This window comes from Rhizobium sp. WYJ-E13, from assembly GCF_018987265.1.
Lineage (GTDB): Bacteria > Pseudomonadota > Alphaproteobacteria > Rhizobiales > Rhizobiaceae > Rhizobium.
In genome coordinates, this window is record NZ_CP076853.1 from 948,802 (window position 1) to 968,340 (window position 19,539).

Consider the following 19,539-nt stretch of genomic DNA (forward strand, 5'->3'; position numbering starts at 1 on the left):
CCTTTCGCCGAAGCACGTCATTCGGCTATTGTTTCCCGCGCAGTGCTATGGTCAAGACATTTCGAATTTAAGGCAGGTCGCGAAAAACTGTGCAGTTGTTTTGCGACAACGACATGCGTAACAACGATTTGAAGTGTGGCCGGCGAACCTGAAGGCGTGCAACTGCTTTGTTAAGCCGGCAGCGCGACGGTCTCGACCTTGCGGCCGGCGAAGCGCAGGGCGATCTCGCCGCGGATGAGCTGCAGCGCCGGCTCACCGAAAAGATCGCGCCGCCAGCCATGCATCGCGCCCACATCGGCCGTTTCGCCCTCAGCCGCGATTCTGTCGAGGTCGTCGCTGTTGGCAATCACCTTGGGTGCCACGCCATGCTTTTCGGAGATCAGCTTGAGCAGTACTTTGAGAAGCTCGACAGCCGCTGCAGCACCTTCCGGCGGCTGTGCCTGGCGCGGTACATGCGGCATTTCGGACCGTGGCAGCGCGAGCGCGGTGTTGACTGCTTCGAGCACCGCCGCTCCGGTAGCCGAACGCTCCCAGCCCTTCGGAATTGTCCGTAGGCGGCCCAATGCCTCGGCATCCTTCGGCTGCTGCTGGGCGATCTCGTAGATCGCGTCATCCTTCAGCACGCGCGAGCGCGGCACGTTGCGGGAGCGGGCCTCGCGCTCCCGCCAGGCGGCAACATATTTCAGGATCGCCAGTTCCTGCGGCTTGCGCAGGCGCAGCTTCAGCCGCTGCCAGGCATCGTCAGGATGGATGTCGTAGGTCTCGCGCGATTCCAGAATGTCCATTTCCTCGCGCAGCCAGGAAGCGCGGCCTTCGCGCTCCAGTTCCGCCTTGAGGTAGAGATAGGCGTCGCGCAAATGGGTGACGTCGGCCAGCGCATATTCGAGCTGCTTGTCGGAGAGCGGCCGGCGGCTCCAGTCCGTGAAGCGCGAAGACTTGTCGATATGGACGTTCTTCGTGCGGCTGATGAGCTGGTCGTAGGAGACGCTGTCGCCAAAGCCGCAGACCATGGCGGCGACCTGCGTATCGAAGATCGGGTGAGGGATCAGGTTGCCGCGATTGAAGATGATTTCAATATCCTGCCGCGCTGCATGAAACACCTTCAGCACATCAGGATTGGCCATCAGTTCGAAGAAGGGTGAAAGATCGATATCCTTCGCCAGCGGATCGACCAGCACTTCCACCGTCGGGCTCGCCATCTGGATCAGGCACAGTTCCGGCCAGAAGGTCGTCTCACGCAGGAATTCAGTATCGATGGTAATGAAATCGGACTTGGCCAGCTCTTTGCAGGCGGCCGCCAGATCGGCGGTGGTTTCGATCATATCAGTTCATTCGCAAGGAAGAGGTCGATTAAACCTTCCTTCCCCTTTCGAAGAGATATGTCAATACGGTGAGCGGGCTTCACCTTCGCGAAGTCTTATTCGCCGGGATGCAGGCGATGTTTTCTGCGGTTGCTGCGTTCATTCGCGAGCACGGCAACCCATCCGCCGATGGCGACCATCGCCGGCAGGATGATAAAGGCGAAGATTTCAATGCCGCTCATTGGGGCACACCTTTAAGTGCGCGTCTTCCTGCTAAATGTAATGCAACCGCAGCGGAAAGCCAACAGAAGGCACCGATCACGAACGTGAAGGTTGCGGCAATGGTTCCGGTTGCGGAGTAAAGCGCTGCGGCGATCGGGGCGAAAACCCCGACCGTCAGACAGGACGTTGAGGCCCTGTCGATCGCATTGGCCAGATATTTGGTACGCTCGATCTCACGCACTGTCGCCTGCCTCCAGATGAATCGCCTGGACGATAGCCGAAAGCGTCATCATATCAAACCACGCGAACGTAGCTTGTCATGCCGGTCTTCTGATGCTCGATGATATGGCAATGCAGCACCCAATCGCCGGGATTGTCGGCGACAAAAGCGAGTTGCACCTTCTCATCCGGTTGCACGAGGTAGGTGTCGGAGACCAGCGGCATGACTTGGCGCGTCGAGGACGAGATGACAGTGAAGCTCATGCCATGCAGATGGATCGGGTGCGTATGCGGCGTGACATTTTCCAGATTGAAGATGTAGCTCTTGCCGAGTTTCAGCTCGGCGAGCGGCGCGGTCGGATCGGACGTGTCGCCCGGCCACGGGACCTTGTTGATGGCCCAGAAGCTGTAGCCGAGTGTGCCGCAAATGCTGTCGACGGCCGCGTTCTCCGCGGTCGCCGACAGCACGAGCGGGATTGCTTCCGCAGACGAGAGATCGGCCTTCGGCACCGGGTTTTCCGCTAGCGTGCCGAGATCGCCGATATCGCGTTTCAGCGACTGGCCGATGGCTCGCAGGCTCGCGATCACCTTCGGCGTCGTACCACGGATATCTTCCAGCGTTGCGACGGCACCCTCGCTGTCGGGCATGCGAACGGCAAGATCGAGCCGCTGCCCCGGACCGACCTGCAGGAGGTCGAGCGGGAAGCGCTTCGGCACCGGATTGCCGTCGATGGCAATGACCGTTGCATCGGCGCCTTCCATTTTAAGCTGGAAGATGCGGGTCACATCGGTGACCGCGATGCGCAGGCGGATCAGCCCGCCCGCAGGTGCGCCATATGCCGGCTCCTGATGCCAGTTCGCGGTGCGCACCGTGCCATACGTGCCGGCCTTGGCCGCATCGCGCGGACGGAACGGCGCGATGAACTGTCCGTCGCCGCCGAGCCGCCAGTCGCGCAGGTTGAGTACGACCTCCGCATCGAAGATAGGATCCGATGGATCTTCCACGACAAGCACGCCCGTCATCCCATGGCCCATCTGGGTCAGCGTGTTGCAGTGCGGGTGATACCAGAAGGTGCCGGCATCCGGTGGCGTGAAGAGATAATCGAAGCTGTCGCCGGTATAGACATAGGGCTGCGTCAGGAAGGGCACGCCGTCCATCTTGTTGTCGATGCGTAGCCCGTGCCAATGGATCGTCGTCGGCTCGTCGAGACTGTTGCTCAGCCGCGCCGCATAAGTTTTTCCCCGCGGCATCCTGAGCACCGGCGGCAGGCCTTCGTCTCCCCATGTCATGATATCCTTGGTTGCCGCTGCATCGACGATCTGTGCTTCCGTCCTGCGTGCCGTCAGCACACGCGGCTCGGGTGCGGCTTCCGCCAGCCCGAACCGTCCCGCAATGGCCATGCCAGCACCATAGGCGCCGGCCACAGCGGAAGCCTTGATGAGGTTGCGGCGTGTGAGCAGGGGCATCGGAAACTCCGTCTTTGATGATGCCTCCTTTTAAAGTTGACTGCCGTCTTCATCAATATGTCGGCTTCTGCCAAACTGCCGCAGCGCGAGCACCGCAACTCCCTCGGAAACGCTGACGCAAACGGCCCGTTGGTCCCGCCAAGTCTTGACAAATCAAAGCGTCCATGCGCTTGTCCGCCCGATTTTCTTGTCGGCGCTGCAGGTCTGCGAACCATGCCGCCGTCTTAAGCCAAATGCCAGGAATTGAGATCATGCACCGCTACCGCAGCCACACATGCGCCGCTCTTCGCAAATCGGACGTCGGCTCGACTGTCCGTATTTCCGGCTGGGTCCATCGTGTCCGAGATCATGGCGGCGTGCTGTTCATCGACCTTCGCGACCACTACGGCACGACGCAGATCGTTGCCGATCCGGATTCGCCGGCTTTCAAGCAGGCAGAAACTGTTCGCGGCGAATGGGTCATCCGCGTCGACGGCCTCGTCAAGGCTCGCACGGAAGATACCGTCAACAAGAACATGCCGACCGGCGAGATCGAGCTCTACGCACAGGAGATCGAAGTTCTCTCTGCTGCAAAGGAATTGCCGCTGCCGGTCTTCGGTGAGCCGGATTATCCGGAAGATGTTCGCCTGAAGTACCGTTTCCTCGATCTGCGCCGCGAGACGCTGCACAGGAACATCGTCAAGCGCACGCAGGTGATTTCCGCCATGCGCCGCGAAATGGGCAATGTCGGCTTCACCGAATACACGACGCCGATCCTGACGGCCTCCTCGCCGGAAGGCGCGCGCGACTTCCTCGTGCCGAGCCGTATCCATCCCGGCACCTTCTACGCGCTGCCGCAGGCTCCGCAGCAGTACAAGCAGCTGCTGATGGTTGCCGGCTTCGACCGCTACTTCCAGATCGCGCCCTGCTTCCGTGATGAAGATCCGCGCGCCGACCGCCTGCCGGGCGAGTTCTACCAGCTCGACCTCGAAATGAGCTTCGTGACCCAGGAAGACGTCTGGAACACGATGGGTCCGTTGATGACCGGCATTTTCGAGGAATTCGCCGAAGGCAAGCCGGTCACCAAGGAATGGCCGCGCATTCCCTATGATGAGGCGATCCGCAAATATGGCTCCGACAAGCCGGACCTGCGCAACCCGATCGTCATGGAAGCCGTGACCGACCATTTCGCCGGCTCCGGCTTCAAGGTCTTCGCCAACATGATCGCCTCCAACCCCAAGGTTCAGGTCTGGGCGATCCCGGCCAAGACCGGTGGTTCGCGCGCTTTCTGCGACCGCATGAACGCCTGGGCGCAGAGCCAGGGCCAGCCGGGCCTCGGCTACATCTTCTGGCGCAAGGAGGGTGAAAAGCTCGAGGGTGCCGGTCCGCTCGCCAAGAACATCGGCGAAGAGCGCACCGATGCTATCCGCACGCAGCTCGGCCTCGATGACGGCGACGCCTGCTTCTTCGTCGCCGGCGAGCCGGAAAAGTTCTACAAGTTCGCAGGCGAAGCCCGCACCCGCGCGGGCGACGAGCTGAATCTCATCGACCGCGACTGCTTCGAGCTGTGCTGGATCGTCGACTTCCCGTTCTTCGAATGGAACGAAGACGAGAAGAAGATCGACTTCGCCCATAACCCCTTCTCGATGCCGCAGGGTGGCCTCGATGCGCTGCAGAACCAGGATCCGCTGACGATCAAGGCCTTCCAGTACGACGCCGTCTGCAATGGCTTCGAAATCGCTTCGGGCTCGATCCGTAACCAGTCGCCGGAAACCATGGTCGCCGCCTTCGAAAAGGTGGGCTTGAGCCAGCAGGACGTCGAGGATCGTTTCGGCGGTCTCTACCGTGCCTTCCAGTATGGCGCGCCTCCGCACGGTGGTGCGGCCTTCGGTATCGACCGTATCGTCATGCTGCTCGTCGGCGCGAAGAACCTGCGCGAAATCTCGCTCTTCCCTATGAACCAGCAGGCTCAGGACCTCTTGATGGGCGCGCCGACCCCGGCAACGCCCACGCAACTGCGCGAGCTGGCGATCCGCCCGATCCCGCCGCAGAAGAAGGATTGAGGCGCAAGCTCTTCAACAAAAAGCCCGGCGAGATCATCGCCGGGCTTTTTGTTGGATCCAGAACAGGCTCAATCGTTGGCCGAAACCTTCACGCCGAGCATCTGCGGCACCGTGTTGGGTGCGCCCATGGCAGCGCCGACAATCATCGGGAAGGCGACTGGTTTGTCCGGCGTGGCCTTGACGGTCAAGCTCTTTGGATTGTCCAGGAAGGTGCCGACGGCAGCCGAAATCGCGTTCTGCAGTTCCGGGATGTTGAGCTGCGCCAGCATGATCGGCGTCATGGCCTTCAGCGAATCCGCCATCTGCTGGCCCGAAACGTTCTGCTTCGAACCGGCATAGTCGAGTGCGCGCTTGGTAATCGATGCATCCTCGAAGCGGATCTGAGCGGAATCGAAGGTCAACTGCTGGGCAAGGCCGAGCATGGCGAGGCCGACCGCCTGCTGGGCTTCTTCCTTGTTCGGATTGGCTTCCGACTGCTTGACCGCGTCCTGCATCGCCTTGATGAAGGCCATCGTATAGCCGGAGATCTTGAGGCCGAAGTTCAGCTTGCCGACATTGGTGATGTCGAGGGAAATTTCCGAAAGATCGACCGTGCCCGGCTCGAGATCCCAGGTGCCCTTCATGGTGATGTCACCCTGGACGTGCTGAAGCGCCAGTTTCTCGATCGCTTCCTTGCTTTCCGGAGTATCACCCGCCTGACTGAGATCGGCCTTGATGCTCTTGAAAGCGCCGTCGAAATCGAAGCCGGATTCGTCTTCGCGCAGCGTCGCGTTTGCCTCGCTTTCCAGCACCGAGAAGACCTCAGTACCATCCTTAACGAATTTGATCGCACCGGTATGGGCGCTCTCGGCGAAGAACATGGAATCGATCGTATCGCCGGGCTCAGCGGGAACGGAGATGCCGCCGAGGCTCATCTCCTGGACGCTGACGGTGACGCCATCCTTGGACGAGTTGATGTCCGGGAAGGCAGCCTCTTCAATATAGTACCCGCCATCATCCTGCTCTTCCACGCCGGAGAGAGTGACCTCGCCGATGGAGAGCGGTTCGCCGCCAGCCGGCTTGATGCTGAGGTTCTTGAGGGTGACGGTCGTGCCGTCGATATCGATGCCATCGGTTGCAACAGTCATCCCGCCCTGCTGACTGTAGGCGGCATTGATCTTCTTCAGGAGGTCCTGGCCGTCGAGCGCGAAAGCGGAGCCGGCGAACGAAAGAATGGCTGCGCTCGACAGCATCAGCCGCGTTGTGCGGTAAAAGGTCATGAGAAAGTCCCCTGGATGGCAAGTGCCGTTGAATATTACAAAGAAGCGACTGCGGAACGGTCCGCCTTTATATTTGCAGACCCCTAAATTTCTGTTGAGAGGATCGGCAAACGAAGTCCAAATTCAAGTGATACTTTTTCCTGTCTTTCGTGTCAGCACGAAGACGTCATCCACAGCCGGAATGCCCGGATTCCTTGCCCCACAGGCACTTCTGAGCTAGTCAGGATTTCATGGGACAAGAGATTTTACCGCCTTCTGGCGGAGACGGCGACAATATTCATCCGGTCGACCTGAAGGCGGCGCTCGAAGAGCGCTACCTTCGCTATGCGCTGTCGACCATCATGCACCGTGCGCTGCCGGACGTGCGCGATGGCCTGAAGCCGGTCCATCGCCGCATCGTCTATGCGATGAACGACATGGGCCTGCGGCCGAATGCGGCCTTCAGGAAATGCGCCAAGATCGTCGGCGAGGTGATGGGTAACTATCACCCGCATGGCGACCAGTCGATCTATGATGCGCTGGCACGCCTCGCGCAGGATTTCTCGCAGCGCTACACGTTGGTGAACGGGCAGGGCAACTTCGGCAATATCGACGGCGACAGTCCTGCCGCCATGCGATACACCGAATCGAAGATGACCGCGGTCTCCGAACTGCTGCTCGAGGGCATCGATCAGGACGCCGTCGATTTCCGCGACACCTACGACGAATCCAATTCTGAGCCAGTCGTTCTCCCCGGCGCCTTCCCGAACCTTCTGGCGAACGGTTCCTCGGGTATTGCGGTCGGCATGGCGACGTCTATTCCTTCGCACAACGTGCATGAGGTCTGCGACGCGGCACTGCATCTGATCAAGCATCCCGATGCCACGGTCGAGAAGCTCGTCGAATTCATTCCCGGCCCGGATTTCCCGACCGGCGGCATCATCATCGACAACAAGGAAAGCATCATCGAGAGCTACCGCACCGGCCGCGGCGGTTTTCGCGTGCGTGCGAAATGGGAGACGGAAGATCTCGGCCGCGGCGGCTACCAGATCATCGTCACCGAGATTCCCTTCCAGGTGCAGAAGTCGCGCCTGATCGAAAAGATCGCCGAGCTTTTGATTGCCCGCAAGCTGCCGCTGCTGGAAGACATCAGGGATGAATCGGCCGAGGACATCCGCATTGTCCTGGTGCCGAAGAGCCGCACCGTCGATCCGACCATCCTCATGGAATCCATGTTCAAGCTGACGGAGCTCGAAAGCCGTTTCCCGCTGAACATGAACGTGCTCTCGATGGGCGTGATCCCACGCGTCATGGCGCTGAATGAAGTGCTGAAGGAGTGGCTGGAACACCGCCGCGAAGTCCTGCAGCGCCGCTCGCGCTTCCGCCTTGCCGCCATCGACAGGCGCCTCGAAATCCTCGGCGGTTTGCTTATCGCTTACCTCAATATCGATGAGGTGATCCGCATCATCCGCGAAGAGGATGAGCCGAAGCCCGTCATGATGGCGCGCTGGGATCTGACTGACGTTCAGGTCGAAGCGATCCTCAACATGCGGCTGCGCGCCCTGCGCAAGCTCGAAGAATTCGAGATCCGCAAAGAGCACGACGAACTCACCAAGGAAAAGGCTGATATCGAAGCGCTGCTCGCTTCCGATGAAAAGCAATGGCAGACGGTTTCCTGGGAAATCGGCGAGGTGAAGAAGAAATTCGCCAAGGCGACCGAGATCGGCCGTCGTCGCACGCAGTTTGCCGAAGCGCCCGAGGCCGACGAAGAAGCCATCCAGCATGCGATGATCGAGAAGGAGCCGATCACGGTCGTTGTCTCCGAAAAGGGCTGGATCCGCGCTCTGAAGGGCCACATTTCCGATACCTCGGCGCTGACCTTCAAGGAAGGCGACGGCCTGAAAGTGGCCTTCCCGGCGCAGACGACGGACAAGATCCTGATCGTCACCACCGGCGGCAAGGTCTTCACGCTCGGTGGTGACAAACTGCCTGGCGGCCGTGGCCACGGCGAGCCTCTGCGCATCATGATCGACATGGATAACGATCAGGATGTGCTGACCGCCTTCGTCCACGACCCGGCGCGCAAGATGCTGCTCGTCTCGACTGCCGGCAATGGCTTCGTGGTGCCGGAAGCGGAAATGGTGGCCAATACCCGTAAGGGCAAGCAGATCATGAACGTCTCCATGCCTGACGAGACGAAACTTCTCGTTCCCGTGAACGGCGATCACGTCGCGGTCGTCGGCGAAAATCGCAAGATGCTGGTCTTCCCGCTGAGCCAAGTGCCGGAGATGACGCGCGGCAAGGGTGTGCGCCTGCAGCGCTACAAGGATGGCGGCATTTCCGACATTCGCTGCTTTGCGATCGCCGATGGCCTGAACTGGGAAGACAGCGCCGGCCGCACCTTTACGAAGAACAAGGACGAGCTTGCCGAATGGCTGGCCGACCGCGCTACCGCCGGCCGTACCGTACCGAAGGGCTTCCCGCGCAGCGGTAAATTCGCCGGATGATCCCGGAATTTTGAGGCTCCGCCCTTGGCAGGCGGGGCAACTCCTCTATCTCAGTCCTGTCACCAAAAGAAGGGCCTAAAAAGAAAGGCAACGTCGTTCCGTGGGCGGGCGGGATGGCCGTGAACCGTGCGCTGAAAGCGTGCGAACAATGGAGGATCGTCGATGCCTGCCGCCAATACCATCAAACTGCATGTCGCCCACAGCTACAGGGCGCCGCCCGCTACCATTTATGATGCCTGGCTCAATCCCGAAATCGCCCGCCGCTTTTTATTTGCAACCGACGACGGCCATGTCATCCGCGCCGATATCGATCCGCGCGTCGGCGGCCGTTTCATCGTCGTCGACCGGCGCCCAATCGGCGATGCCTTTCATCACGGCGTCTTCCTGGAATTGAAGCGCCCCAAGCGCATCGTCTTCTGCTTTTCGGTCGAGGAGCACGACCATAATTGTGATCGTGTCGAAATCGACATCGAACCGCTCGGCAGCGGCAGCCGCCTGACCCTTACGCACGAGATGTGCGCGGAATGGGCGGAATACGAGGAAAAGACCCGTCAGGGCTGGACGCATATCGTCGAAGGGCTGGATCGGGAACTGGAGCTTTCCGCAGGTTCGAAACGATCGAATCCCGAAGCCGGCCAGTCTGCAGGCGCTACGGCGTGAGCGGGATCGTGTGGTCGCGCAGGAAGCGCGTGGCGCCCTCCTCATCGATTTCGCCTGCTGCTGCACCTATGACAAAAGTGTACAGGTGGGCGTCGGTCGTCTCTATCGAATAGCCGTGCTGCAATAGAAAGACACCGCAACTGACAATGGCGATCCGTTTGTTTCCGTCAAGAAACGCATGATTGCGCGCCAAACCGAAAAGATATGCGGCGGCAAGCTCAATGATGTCATTGCATCCGCAGTTTGCCTTGTTGATGGGGCGCCCCAAAGCGGATTCCAGCGATGCTTCATCCCGAAGGCCGGCGAGGCCGCCAAACCGTTCGATCTGCATCGCGTGCATTTGCTCGACCAGCCGTCTACTTAGAAACTTGAATGTCATTATTCGGCAAGCTTCTTGAGCGCGACCTTATACTTCTCCATGAAGAGACGGGCTGCGTTAAGCTCCTCTGACATGTCTTCATCAACAGGTTTCAGTGAAAGCACCCCGCCTTCGGCCTGAAGATCGAGGGAATCTCCAGCCTTTAGGCCGAAACGGTCCAACACTTCCTTGGGAATAATCACGCCTTCCGAGTTGCCGATTTTGCGGATAGTGACGTTCATTGCCGTCTCCTGTGATAACGACGTTATAACGTAGAGTAGACAACAACCGATTGCCGATCAAGCCAGATGAACGCTCCTGGCTCCCAGCCAGCTGGGGTCCATGGAAAAATACCAGTCCGCGGCTACCGTCAGCAACTGGTTTTTCCGGCAATTCCAAGGTGGGGAGGAAGCATCAGTCCTGCGGATCGTCCTGGAGAGAAGAGGGATCGAAGCGTTCCCAGCCGCGCGGCGTCAGATGTTCCTGCGGCTGGAAGCGCGTCTTGTAATCCATCTTCCGCGATCCTTGAACCCAGTAGCCGAGATAGACATGCGGCAGGCCGAGCGCTTTCGTGCGGCGCACATGATCGAGGATCATGAACGTGCCGAGCGAGCGCCGGTCGAGATCAGGATTGAAGTAGGAATAGACCATCGAAAGACCGTCGCTCATCGTATCGGTCAGCGCGGCGGCAAGCAGCTCGCCCTTCGGCCGCGTTTCCAGTCCCGAGCCTTCCTCGCGGCGCCGGTATTCGATGATCTTGGTGTTTACATGCGTGTCTTCCACCATGATCGCATAGTCGAGCACGGTCATATCGGACATGCCGCCCTGCTGGTGGCGATAGTCGAGATAGCGGCGGAACAGAGAATATTGCTCGCTTGACGGTTGGGCCGCAAACTCCGTGGAAATGATATCGGAATTGGCCGCCAGCACCCGCTTCATCGATTTGGTGGGCTCGAATTCCTGCGCCAGGATGCGCACGGACACGCAGGCGCGACAGGCCTCGCAGGCGGGGCGATAGGCGATGTTCTGTGAACGGCGGAAACCGCCCTGGGTCAGGATATCGTTCATCTCCGCCGCCCGGGGGCCGACGAGATGGGTGAAGACCTTGCGCTCCATCTCATGCGGCAGATACGGACACGTTGCCGGAGCCGTCAGATAAAACTGAGGGGATGGCGTGGTCTGCGTATTCATCTCTTGCGGAGATTTCCTTTCGGGGCACCTGTCATTCCAGACAGCATGACGCAAGAATAAAAAACGTCAACAGCGCGACATTCAGTGCCGCGCAATCGAATATTCGATTTCTTGGATATGGCGCCCTTTTGTGGCCGGCAAAGGGCGGGCGGAGACTTTATTTCGTCCCCGCCGGGCCGGTATTAGCTGATGCGGATCGTAGCCGTGCCGACGAGGAAATCGTGCAGCAGGCGCGAGCGCTCCGTGAAGAGGCCGACCAGCAGAATCAGCGGCGTCAGCACCGAGTTCAGAATCCAGAAGAGCGCCAGGTGAGCAATGGCCAGGATGAAGTCCATCGGCCTTCCATCAACGCGCACGATCGCGATACCCATCGCGCGCATGCCAAGCGAAGCTTGCGACGGACCGCCGACAGTCATGCCAAAATAGAGGCCTGCAACGATGACGAACAGGGCCGGATAAAGAATGAAGCCGAGCCCCAGCGTGACGATCCCCAGGAAGAACACCACGATCGCCGCGGGAATGCAGAGCAGGGCCACGATGACATAGTCGAGGATGAATGCGAAGACGCGACGGCTGAGCACACCACTATAGGCGCGCCAGTCCTCCGGTGCGGCATAAAGCGGATTGGGGTTGTAGCTCATCCATATCTCCCTTCGAAAGCCGATGCCGCTGATATGGTATTGTCAGGGGGAAATACAATAATTCGCCTGAAAATCACCTTTTTGCCAGGATTTTGGCCACTTCCGGCGCAAAATACGTGAGGATGCCGTCGCAGCCCGCGCGCTTGAAGGCCAGCAGCGTCTCCATCATGATCCGCTCGCCGTCGATCCAGCCGTTCATCGCTGCGGCCTTGATCTGCGAATATTCGCCGGAGACCTGATAGGCGAAGGTCGGCAGGCCGAAGGCTTCCTTCACGCGCCAGCAAATGTCGAGATAGGCGAGCCCCGGCTTGACCATCAGCATGTCGGCACCTTCCTCGACATCGAGCGCGGCATCGCGGATCGCTTCCGTGCCGTTTGCCGGATTGATGTAATAGCTGTTCTTGTCGCCCTTCAGCAGGCCCTTGGTGTTGATCGCCTCGCGATAGGGACCATAGAAGCCGGAAGAGAATTTGGTGGCATAGGACATGATGCCGACGCTCTGGTGTCCGGCGGCATCGAGGCCCCGGCGGATTGCGCCGATACGCCCATCCATCATTTCCGAGGGGGCGATGATGTCGGCGCCGGCATCGGCCTGCAGGATTGCCGCCTTGACGACCTGATCGACCGTCTCGTCGTTGACGATCTGGCCGTCGCGCAGGATGCCGTCATGCCCATGACTGGTGAAGGGGTCGAGCGCGACATCGGTAATAATGCCGATATTGGGCACGGCCTTTTTGATGGCTGCCGTCGTCTGATTGATGAGGTTATTGGCGACGAGGCTGTTCGACCCTGTCTCATCGCGTAATTCCATCTCTATATCGGGGAAGGTGGCAATGGCAGGGATACCAAGATCGGCCGCTTCCTTCGCCGCCTCGACCGCCTTGTCGACGCTCATGCGGTTCACTCCGGGCATCGCGGCGATCGGATCGACGATGCCGGTTCCCGGAACGATGAAGATCGGCCAGATCAAATCGTCAACCGTCAGGCGGTTTTCCTGTACCAGCCGGCGCGTCCAGTCCGCCTTGCGGTTGCGCCGCATGCGGCGGTGACCGGTGATTTCATCGACGAGATGCGTCTTGTCCTGCATGATATCTGCCCCTGGGCCATTCCATTTATCGGAGCGGTCATTATCATGCGCGCCGGGAAATCCAAACCGGACGATTGGCCGCGGCGGATGAAACCCGGAAAAATGAAGCTGCGATCCGAACGTGAGGTCTCGCCATGGAACCCGATTCTCCGACGATGCCGAAACGAACACTGACGGATATCCTCTTCATCTTCTTTCTGCGGCTCGTTGCCGTTTCCTGCTTCTGGTTCGGCCTGCAATATTGGGCGATGCTCGTCGGCTATTCGCTGGTCGGCGCCGGCCGCTTCGATCTCTTGAGCCTGCCGTGGAGGGTCGCAAGCACGTCCCTTGCCGTTCTTTTCCCGGTCGCCTCGCTCGGCCTCTGGCTCACGGTCTCCTGGGGGCCGGTCATCTGGGTGCTTGCCGCCGGCGGCCAGATCCTCATGTATGGCCTGCTTCCGCAGATCTTCGGACCCAACCGGCTGATCATCCTGCTCCACGTGATCGTCGCCGTCATCTACTGGATTTTCAGGCTTTCTCTGTGGCTGGAGCGGCGCCGGCAGCGTCGCCAGGTAAGCGTTGATTTACCCTGATACATCAAGGGGTTTTCGTAAGCCTCTGTTAAGCCTGCGGTTTAAGTCGAATTTTATATGTATTCGATAGGGTCTCACTCAAGGCGGGAAGAAAACGACACCGCCAAACAAAACAGTGAGGCAGTCAAATGAACACGAAACTCAAGCCGCAGGCGGCATCGACTTTCCATGCACACGAACAGGGCATCCGTGATCTTTACATGGAATCCCTTCATCTTGTTGAACGCCTTCATCGTCGTCTGCTCGACGTCATCAAGGACGAGTTCGACCGTCAGGGCCGCAGCGATGTCAACGCCATCCAGGCGCTGCTCCTCTTCAACATCGGCAACTCCGAACTGACGGCCGGCGAACTGCGCTCCCGCGGCTACTATCTCGGCTCGAACGTTTCCTACAACGTCAAGAAACTGGTCGACCTCGGCTTCATCAACCACCAGCGCTCCCGCATCGACCGCCGCTCGGTCCGCATCAGCCTGACCGAAACCGGCCAGGACATCGCCGAAACGGTGGCCCGGCTCTACGAACGCCACATCGCCTCAATCGACAAGGTCGGCGGCATCGGCACCGACGAGTTCACGCAGATGAACAAGCTCCTGCAGCGGCTGGATCGCTTCTGGAACGATCAGATCTTGTACCGCCTCTAAGATGGCGACCATCTGTCCCCAGGCATGAACACCAGAATGCCCTGGTCGGCACTGACCGCATCAAAGGGCACGAGAGGGCACAGGTGGCGCGGATCCATGCGCCGCTTGAACGCCAGCGATTTCCGACCTCCAATCGGCACCTGAAGCGCACGCGGTTTCCCTCCGCGATGCGCTTTTCTGCTTTACTTCGGGGCACAAGGCCAAGCAGCACGATAGGCAGCCAGAAACTGACCCGTCATGGAAAAGTGGCGTTTGGCCGGATTATCCTCAAGGTACTTGGGGAAAGTGGATTGATTGTAGCTGCAATAATGGCAGGGCGTCATGTTGCAGTGCAGGTCTACGAGGCGTCCAAGCCAGCGGTCGATAAAAATTAACGCAACGAGAAACGAAGAAATGGCAGCAAGAGCACGGCTGCTTTTTCTCTTAGGGCTGTGAGCATTGCACTGTGGGAAAGTCGAATAAACGGATTTAGCGCAAACAATAAATTTGAGAGGTTTCGCTAATTCCTAAGAATTAACAGCGATATAGGACGCGAATCACCTGTTAGTAATGACATCAAGGTGGGCGTTAAACGGCATTTGCGGGCCTGAACCTATTGAACGAATCAGCGGTTTAGGCGTATTGCGTAGCAGTAGCAGGCGAATTTCTTTTTTAAGGAGAAGTCCGCCATGCAGGAACCTGAAAATTCTCTCATCATTGAAATTTGGAAGATGAAGGCAACGGCTAAAGGCCGGTTTGCAATCGTTGCCGTTCTCGGCTTTGTCTTCGCCTTCATGGCTGGCGTGACCTACTTCGGCGGTACACAGCTCCTCGACCGGTATAGCCCCGTGACAACAGCCTCAATCGAAAAATAGACCCCAGCCATATCGAGATAAGGTCGAATAACGTTATGCCTGTTCGTAAATGCCGGTCCAACCGGAACGATTGCAGAAAACGAGAGTCGCGATTTAGACGACGAAAAAGCTCATGAAACAGTGCGCTATCGTATTCACGTGGTTGTGTAATTCTTAACAAAAGCAGCGTTTGCGGTTTTCGGTTGCGTCCACGCTCTTGCATCGAATCAAATTGCTTCAGACTATGCGCAGCAGCAGCAGAGCACGATGTTCTCAAATTAATGGAGAAGTGTGCTCATGGAACAAAACTCCCTCGCATTTGAAGGTTTTGGCATCAAGGCAACCGCCTTGGGCACATTGCCCGTTGCCGGACTTCTGGCGCTGCTTACGATCTATCTCGTTACTCTAACCATTCTGCGGCACCGGGAGGTTTCACAACGGCCTCGGCGCACCAAATTGCCGAAATGATGCCCGGCCGAAGCGGGGATCGTAATCAGGCGAATGACACGCGCCTCATCACCATCTTCGCAACGAAGATAGCTCGCCACACCGTTGAGGGTGCAGCGAGCAATATTCGTTATCAGGCGGCTTCGCGATTATCCTCGTCAGTTTCCCGGAATGCCTTCTTCCAACGCCGGTCCGAAGCCTGGCCGGCATAGCTGGCGGCGTTGAAGATTGCGCAGTTGTCTTCCTTCAGTAGCTTCAGCCAACTCTCGATGTATCTGGCTGACCGGAAGGCCGCCGGGATATCGAGACGAGCGCAGAGGAAGGAGGAACCCAACTCGGCGCAAAGCTCCTCTCTCGCATAGGCCGTATCCACTCCCCTCTGCGTGGCATCTTTGCAACGCATGCCAGACAAGCGCAAAGCCCGGTATTCAAGCCCTTTTTTAGTCGTTATTAACCCTCACGGTTTACCCGTCATATGGTTCGTTGCATGCGGTTTCCGGCAACCGGCAGTCTGTCTTCCGGCCCGGCAACACGAATTGGCCATATTGATGTGACAGCGGAATATTCGATAGCCGGCGTCCTCGATGGACCATTGGCGCCATCCAGGTTGCTCGCAATCTCGTGATGGGACTGGCGGAATTTCCTGCTGCGCCGGAAGAACGAACGGATAGGGATCTGCGTTAAAGCGCAGGATATCGCAAAGGGCCGCGGGTTCCTCCGCCGTGGCATTGAGTGGTTGGGACGAATGTCTAAGAAGAACGGAATTGAAGCTCTCTCGCGCCGCGCCTTCCTGGCGTCGGCGGCAACGGTTGGTGCCGGCGCGCTTGCCGCGCCCGCATTCGCGCAATCGGCGCTCGATGGGCTCCTGAATGCCCCGAGGCGCGGCAACTGGGACGACCAGTTCGATGCCAAGGCCGCCTCGCGCACGGCGACGGCCGTCCTTTCCAATACCCCGATCCTCAGCCCACAGTCGGTGCCGAGCACGCAGCAGGCGATCTGGCAGTATCAGCAGATCGCGTCCGCCGGCGGCTGGCCCGAGGTCAATCCGGGCGATCAGCGCCTGCAGCTCGGTGTCAGCTCCCCCGCCGTCCAGGCCCTGCGCCAGCGTCTGGCGATCACCGGCGACCTGCCACGTGAGGCCGGCCTTTCCAACGCCTTCGATTCCTATGTCGACGGCGCCGTCAAACGCTTCCAGGCCCGTCACGGCTTGCCGGCCGATGGTGTGCTCGGCGAATTCACGCTGAAGGCGATGAACATCCCGGCTGATGTTCGCCTGCAGCAGCTGAACACCAACCTCATCCGGCTGCAGACTTTCCCGGAAGACCTGGGCCGCCGTCATCTGATGGTCAACATTCCGGCCGCCTATGTGGAAGCCGTTGAAGACGGCAGCGTCGCGACGCGCCATACCGCGGTTGTCGGCCGTCTGAGCCGCCCGACGCATCTCGTCAATTCGAAGGTCTACGAAGTCATCCTCAACCCGTACTGGACGGCACCCCGCTCGATCGTCGAGAAGGACATCATGCCGCTGATGCGCAAGGATCCGACCTATCTCGAAAAGAACGCCATCCGCCTGATCGACGGCAAGGGCAATGAAGTTGCCCCGGAAACCGTCGACTGGAACGGCGAGGCGCCGAACCTGATGTTCCGTCAGGACCCCGGCAAGATCAACGCCATGGCATCGACGAAGATCAACTTCTACAACAAGAACGGCGAGTACATGCACGACACGCCGCAGCAGGGCCTGTTCAACAAGCTCATGCGCTTCGAATCCTCGGGCTGCGTGCGCGTCCAGAACGTCCGCGACCTCACGACCTGGCTGCTGCGGGAAACGCCCGGCTGGAACCGCCAGCAGATGGAGCAGGTGATCGCAAGCGGCGTCAATACGCCGATCAAGCTCGCGACCGAAGTTCCTGTCTATTTTGTCTACATCTCGGCCTGGGGCATGCCCGACGGCGTCGTCCAGTTCCGCGACGATATCTACGAGATGGACGGCAATGCCGAACTGGCGCTCGACACGACTTCGGGCATGGAGCAGCCGGTTCAGTAATCCGAACATCAAACGATCCTCAGAAGCCGCGCCATGTGCGCGGCTTTTTCATTCCAGCGGGGCCGTAGCCAACGCAAACCACTCACCCCGCGCGCTTAGCCCAGCAAATGTCGTTCTTCGTATTGCCCTCGCATCGGCGGAAGGCTAATACCTTGCCGCATTCCACCGTAGGAGCCAGCCCATGACCAATGCTTCCACCGAATCCTTCTTCAATCGCTCGCTTGCGGACGTCGATCCGGAAATCTTCGGCGCGATCGGAAAGGAACTCGGTCGTCAACGGCATGAGATCGAACTGATCGCATCCGAGAACATCGTTTCCCGCGCCGTTCTGGAAGCCCAGGGCTCCATCATGACCAACAAATACGCCGAGGGTTATCCGGGCAAGCGCTACTACGGTGGCTGCCAGTTCGTCGATATCGCCGAGGAACTGGCGATCGAGCGCGCCAAGAAGCTCTTCGGCGTCAACTTCGCCAACGTTCAGCCGAACTCCGGTTCGCAGATGAACCAGGCCGTATTCCTGGCGCTGCTGCAGCCGGGCGATACGTTCATGGGTCTCGACCTGAATTCCGGCGGTCACCTGACGCATGGTTCGCCGGTCAACATGTCCGGCAAGTGGTTCAACGTCGTGTCCTACGGCGTGCGTGAAGGCGACAATCTGCTCGACATGGATGACGTCGAGCGTAAGGCTAAAGAACACAAGCCGAAGCTGATCATCGCCGGCGGCACGGCCTATTCCCGTATCTGGGACTGGAAGCGCTTCCGCGAGATCGCCGACAGCGTCGGCGCTTATCTGATGGTCGACATGGCCCACATTGCGGGTCTCGTTGCCGGTGGCGTGCATCCGTCGCCGTTCCCGCACTGCCATGTTGCGACCACCACTACCCACAAGTCGCTCCGCGGCCCGCGCGGCGGCGTCATCCTGACGAATGACGAAGATCTGGCGAAGAAGTTCAACTCCGCCGTTTTCCCCGGCCTCCAGGGCGGCCCGCTGATGCACATCATCGCCGCCAAGGCCGTTGCCTTCGGCGAAGCCCTGCAGCCGGAATTCAAGGATTATGCCGCTCAGGTCGTCAAGAACGCCAAGGCGCTCGCCGAAACGCTTGTCGCCGGCGGCCTCGATGTCGTCTCGGGCGGCACGGACAACCACCTGATGCTGGTTGACCTGCGCAAGAAGAACGCCACCGGCAAGCGCGCAGAAGCCGCACTCGGCCGCGCCTACATCACCTGCAACAAGAATGGTATCCCGTTCGACCCTGAAAAGCCCTTCGTCACCTCGGGTGTTCGCCTCGGCGCTCCGGCCGGCACGACGCGCGGCTTCAAGGAAGCCGAATTCCGTGAAATCGGGAACCTCATCGTCGAGGTTCTCGATGGTCTGAAGGTCGCCAATTCCGACGAAGGCAATGCCGCCGTCGAAGCTGCAGTCCGCGGCAAGGTGGTGAATCTGACCGATCGCTTCCCCATGTATGACTACATGGGCTAGAGCGCCGTGCGCCCGTTCGGGCGCACAAGTCGCTCTAATTCTTTGAATCTACGCATCAGGCTTTCCGAAAATCGGTTCCGATTTTCGGGCCGATGCTCAAGGAGAAGGCATGCGCTGCCCCTATTGCGGTTCGGAAGACACTCAGGTCAAGGATTCCCGCCCGGCGGAGGATAACACCTCCATCCGCCGGCGCCGCATCTGTCCGGATTGCGGCGGCCGCTTCACGACCTTCGAGCGCGTGCAGCTTCGCGAATTGATGGTCACCAAGAAGACCGGCCGAAAGGTTCCCTTCGATCGTGACAAGCTCGTCCGGTCCTTCGATGTGGCATTGCGCAAGCGTCCGGTCGATCGCGATCGCATCGAGCGCGCTGTCTCCGGCATCGTGCGCCGGCTGGAGAGCTCGGGCGAGACGGAAATCTCCTCCGAGCAAATCGGCCTGCAGGTGCTCGAAGCGATGAAGAGCCTCGATGATGTCGGCTTCGTGCGTTACGCCTCGGTCTATCGCGATTTTTCGCATGCCGAGGATTTCGAAAAGCTGATCGCCGAGCTCAACGCCAAGATCGCCCGCGATCCACTGGACGGCTGA

At 59.4% G+C, this 19,539-nt stretch carries 21 protein-coding genes; 10 read left to right on the plus strand and 11 right to left on the minus strand.

Annotation, left to right across the window (positions count from 1 at the left end; all coding sequences use genetic code 11):
- Positions 1–170: 170 nt before the first annotated feature.
- The 4 genes from rnd to KQ933_RS04730 all read right to left on the minus strand — a co-directional run bounded on the left by rnd (position 171) and on the right by KQ933_RS04730 (position 3,209).
- Positions 171–1,322 carry a ribonuclease D gene (rnd, locus tag KQ933_RS04720; protein ID WP_216757616.1) on the minus strand — a complete coding sequence of 384 codons (1,152 nt, stop codon included), beginning with the start codon at positions 1,320–1,322 and terminating at the stop codon, positions 171–173.
- Positions 1,323–1,417: 95 nt separating this feature from the next.
- Positions 1,418–1,543 (minus strand): hypothetical protein, encoded by a 126-nt coding sequence (locus KQ933_RS33725; protein WP_281411234.1) that lies wholly within the window; start codon positions 1,541–1,543, stop codon positions 1,418–1,420.
- Complete coding sequence (locus KQ933_RS04725) at positions 1,540–1,764, minus strand: hypothetical protein (protein WP_216757617.1); 225 nt, start codon at positions 1,762–1,764, stop codon at positions 1,540–1,542. Before KQ933_RS04725 ends, KQ933_RS33725 begins: the two co-directional genes overlap by 4 nt.
- Positions 1,765–1,817: 53 nt before the next feature.
- Complete coding sequence (locus KQ933_RS04730) at positions 1,818–3,209, minus strand: multicopper oxidase family protein (RefSeq protein WP_216757618.1); 1,392 nt, start codon at positions 3,207–3,209, stop codon at positions 1,818–1,820.
- Between the two features lie 251 nt (positions 3,210–3,460).
- Here KQ933_RS04730 and aspS point away from each other — a divergent pair, with 251 nt between their 5' ends.
- A complete protein-coding gene (gene aspS / locus KQ933_RS04735) occupies positions 3,461–5,251 on the plus strand; it encodes an aspartate--tRNA ligase (protein ID WP_216757619.1) in 1,791 nt (596 codons plus the stop codon).
- A 68-nt stretch (positions 5,252–5,319) separates the two neighbouring features.
- Here the strand turns inward: aspS and KQ933_RS04740 are convergent, their stop codons facing one another.
- Positions 5,320–6,510 carry a hypothetical protein gene (locus KQ933_RS04740; RefSeq protein WP_216757620.1) on the minus strand — a complete coding sequence of 397 codons (1,191 nt, stop codon included), beginning with the start codon at positions 6,508–6,510 and terminating at the stop codon, positions 5,320–5,322.
- Positions 6,511–6,740: 230 nt separating this feature from the next.
- Between KQ933_RS04740 and parC the strand changes: the two genes are divergently transcribed.
- Complete coding sequence (gene parC / locus KQ933_RS04745) at positions 6,741–8,996, plus strand: DNA topoisomerase IV subunit A (protein ID WP_216757621.1); 2,256 nt, start codon at positions 6,741–6,743, stop codon at positions 8,994–8,996.
- Positions 8,997–9,158: 162 nt separating this feature from the next.
- Entirely contained in the window at positions 9,159–9,656 is a 498-nt protein-coding gene (locus KQ933_RS04750; protein WP_216757622.1) for an SRPBCC domain-containing protein, read from the plus strand.
- On the opposite strand, the gene KQ933_RS04755 is transcribed toward KQ933_RS04750, so the two are convergent.
- The 5 genes from KQ933_RS04755 to hemB all read right to left on the minus strand — a co-directional run bounded on the left by KQ933_RS04755 (position 9,646) and on the right by hemB (position 12,933).
- Positions 9,646–10,035, minus strand: coding sequence for a type II toxin-antitoxin system death-on-curing family toxin (locus KQ933_RS04755; RefSeq protein WP_216757623.1), 390 nt, complete (start codon positions 10,033–10,035; stop codon positions 9,646–9,648). The genes KQ933_RS04750 and KQ933_RS04755 overlap by 11 nt on opposite strands.
- Positions 10,035–10,256 carry an AbrB/MazE/SpoVT family DNA-binding domain-containing protein gene (locus KQ933_RS04760; RefSeq protein ID WP_216757624.1) on the minus strand — a complete coding sequence of 74 codons (222 nt, stop codon included), beginning with the start codon at positions 10,254–10,256 and terminating at the stop codon, positions 10,035–10,037. The genes KQ933_RS04755 and KQ933_RS04760 overlap by 1 nt, the downstream gene beginning before the upstream one ends.
- 172 nt (positions 10,257–10,428) lie before the next feature.
- Positions 10,429–11,205 carry an arginyltransferase gene (locus KQ933_RS04765; RefSeq protein WP_216757625.1) on the minus strand — a complete coding sequence of 259 codons (777 nt, stop codon included), beginning with the start codon at positions 11,203–11,205 and terminating at the stop codon, positions 10,429–10,431.
- Positions 11,206–11,387: 182 nt separating this feature from the next.
- Positions 11,388–11,846, minus strand: a complete 459-nt coding sequence (locus tag KQ933_RS04770) for an RDD family protein (RefSeq protein WP_216757626.1) — start codon at positions 11,844–11,846, stop codon at positions 11,388–11,390.
- Between the two features lie 73 nt (positions 11,847–11,919).
- Complete coding sequence (gene hemB, locus KQ933_RS04775) at positions 11,920–12,933, minus strand: porphobilinogen synthase (protein WP_216757627.1); 1,014 nt, start codon at positions 12,931–12,933, stop codon at positions 11,920–11,922.
- A gap of 134 nt (positions 12,934–13,067) precedes the next feature.
- Here hemB and KQ933_RS04780 point away from each other — a divergent pair, with 134 nt between their 5' ends.
- From KQ933_RS04780 to KQ933_RS04795, 4 genes are all read left to right on the plus strand, one after another.
- Positions 13,068–13,505: a DUF6163 family protein gene (locus tag KQ933_RS04780; protein ID WP_216757628.1), complete on the plus strand. Its 438-nt coding sequence runs from the start codon at positions 13,068–13,070 to the stop codon at positions 13,503–13,505.
- A gap of 128 nt (positions 13,506–13,633) precedes the next feature.
- A complete protein-coding gene (locus KQ933_RS04785) occupies positions 13,634–14,146 on the plus strand; it encodes a MarR family winged helix-turn-helix transcriptional regulator (RefSeq protein ID WP_216757629.1) in 513 nt (170 codons plus the stop codon).
- Positions 14,147–14,814: 668 nt separating this feature from the next.
- Positions 14,815–15,000 carry a hypothetical protein gene (locus KQ933_RS04790; RefSeq protein ID WP_216757630.1) on the plus strand — a complete coding sequence of 62 codons (186 nt, stop codon included), beginning with the start codon at positions 14,815–14,817 and terminating at the stop codon, positions 14,998–15,000.
- Positions 15,001–15,276: 276 nt separating this feature from the next.
- Complete coding sequence (locus tag KQ933_RS04795; protein WP_216757631.1) at positions 15,277–15,447, plus strand: hypothetical protein; 171 nt, start codon at positions 15,277–15,279, stop codon at positions 15,445–15,447.
- A gap of 112 nt (positions 15,448–15,559) precedes the next feature.
- On the opposite strand, the gene KQ933_RS04800 is transcribed toward KQ933_RS04795, so the two are convergent.
- Positions 15,560–15,799: a zincin-like metallopeptidase domain-containing protein gene (locus KQ933_RS04800; protein WP_253958274.1), complete on the minus strand. Its 240-nt coding sequence runs from the start codon at positions 15,797–15,799 to the stop codon at positions 15,560–15,562.
- A gap of 372 nt (positions 15,800–16,171) precedes the next feature.
- Here KQ933_RS04800 and KQ933_RS04805 point away from each other — a divergent pair, with 372 nt between their 5' ends.
- The 3 genes from KQ933_RS04805 to nrdR all read left to right on the plus strand — a co-directional run bounded on the left by KQ933_RS04805 (position 16,172) and on the right by nrdR (position 19,539).
- Positions 16,172–17,473 (plus strand): murein L,D-transpeptidase, encoded by a 1,302-nt coding sequence (locus KQ933_RS04805; protein ID WP_216757633.1) that lies wholly within the window; start codon positions 16,172–16,174, stop codon positions 17,471–17,473.
- Positions 17,474–17,654: 181 nt separating this feature from the next.
- Positions 17,655–18,953 carry a serine hydroxymethyltransferase gene (gene glyA / locus KQ933_RS04810; protein WP_216757634.1) on the plus strand — a complete coding sequence of 433 codons (1,299 nt, stop codon included), beginning with the start codon at positions 17,655–17,657 and terminating at the stop codon, positions 18,951–18,953.
- 109 nt (positions 18,954–19,062) lie between these two features.
- Entirely contained in the window at positions 19,063–19,539 is a 477-nt protein-coding gene (nrdR, locus tag KQ933_RS04815; RefSeq protein WP_183730489.1) for a transcriptional regulator NrdR, read from the plus strand.

What these genes read in the sequence shown, in the direction of transcription:
- rnd (WP_216757616.1), bottom strand. Translation starts at nt 1,322, where the DNA reads ATGATCGAAACCACCGCCGATCTGGCGGCCGCCTGCAAAGAGCTGGCC.
- KQ933_RS33725 (WP_281411234.1), bottom strand. Translation starts at nt 1,543, where the DNA reads ATGAGCGGCATTGAAATCTTCGCCTTTATCATCCTGCCGGCGATGGTC.
- KQ933_RS04730 (WP_216757618.1), bottom strand. Translation starts at nt 3,209, where the DNA reads ATGCCCCTGCTCACACGCCGCAACCTCATCAAGGCTTCCGCTGTGGCC.
- aspS (WP_216757619.1), top strand. Translation starts at nt 3,461, where the DNA reads ATGCACCGCTACCGCAGCCACACATGCGCCGCTCTTCGCAAATCGGAC.
- KQ933_RS04740 (WP_216757620.1), bottom strand. Translation starts at nt 6,510, where the DNA reads ATGACCTTTTACCGCACAACGCGGCTGATGCTGTCGAGCGCAGCCATT.
- parC (WP_216757621.1), top strand. Translation starts at nt 6,741, where the DNA reads ATGGGACAAGAGATTTTACCGCCTTCTGGCGGAGACGGCGACAATATT.
- KQ933_RS04750 (WP_216757622.1), top strand. Translation starts at nt 9,159, where the DNA reads ATGCCTGCCGCCAATACCATCAAACTGCATGTCGCCCACAGCTACAGG.
- KQ933_RS04755 (WP_216757623.1), bottom strand. Translation starts at nt 10,035, where the DNA reads ATGACATTCAAGTTTCTAAGTAGACGGCTGGTCGAGCAAATGCACGCG.
- KQ933_RS04760 (WP_216757624.1), bottom strand. Translation starts at nt 10,256, where the DNA reads ATGAACGTCACTATCCGCAAAATCGGCAACTCGGAAGGCGTGATTATT.
- KQ933_RS04765 (WP_216757625.1), bottom strand. Translation starts at nt 11,205, where the DNA reads ATGAATACGCAGACCACGCCATCCCCTCAGTTTTATCTGACGGCTCCG.
- KQ933_RS04770 (WP_216757626.1), bottom strand. Translation starts at nt 11,846, where the DNA reads ATGAGCTACAACCCCAATCCGCTTTATGCCGCACCGGAGGACTGGCGC.
- hemB (WP_216757627.1), bottom strand. Translation starts at nt 12,933, where the DNA reads ATGCAGGACAAGACGCATCTCGTCGATGAAATCACCGGTCACCGCCGC.
- KQ933_RS04780 (WP_216757628.1), top strand. Translation starts at nt 13,068, where the DNA reads ATGGAACCCGATTCTCCGACGATGCCGAAACGAACACTGACGGATATC.
- KQ933_RS04785 (WP_216757629.1), top strand. Translation starts at nt 13,634, where the DNA reads ATGAACACGAAACTCAAGCCGCAGGCGGCATCGACTTTCCATGCACAC.
- KQ933_RS04790 (WP_216757630.1), top strand. Translation starts at nt 14,815, where the DNA reads ATGCAGGAACCTGAAAATTCTCTCATCATTGAAATTTGGAAGATGAAG.
- KQ933_RS04795 (WP_216757631.1), top strand. Translation starts at nt 15,277, where the DNA reads ATGGAACAAAACTCCCTCGCATTTGAAGGTTTTGGCATCAAGGCAACC.
- KQ933_RS04805 (WP_216757633.1), top strand. Translation starts at nt 16,172, where the DNA reads ATGTCTAAGAAGAACGGAATTGAAGCTCTCTCGCGCCGCGCCTTCCTG.
- glyA (WP_216757634.1), top strand. Translation starts at nt 17,655, where the DNA reads ATGACCAATGCTTCCACCGAATCCTTCTTCAATCGCTCGCTTGCGGAC.
- nrdR (WP_183730489.1), top strand. Translation starts at nt 19,063, where the DNA reads ATGCGCTGCCCCTATTGCGGTTCGGAAGACACTCAGGTCAAGGATTCC.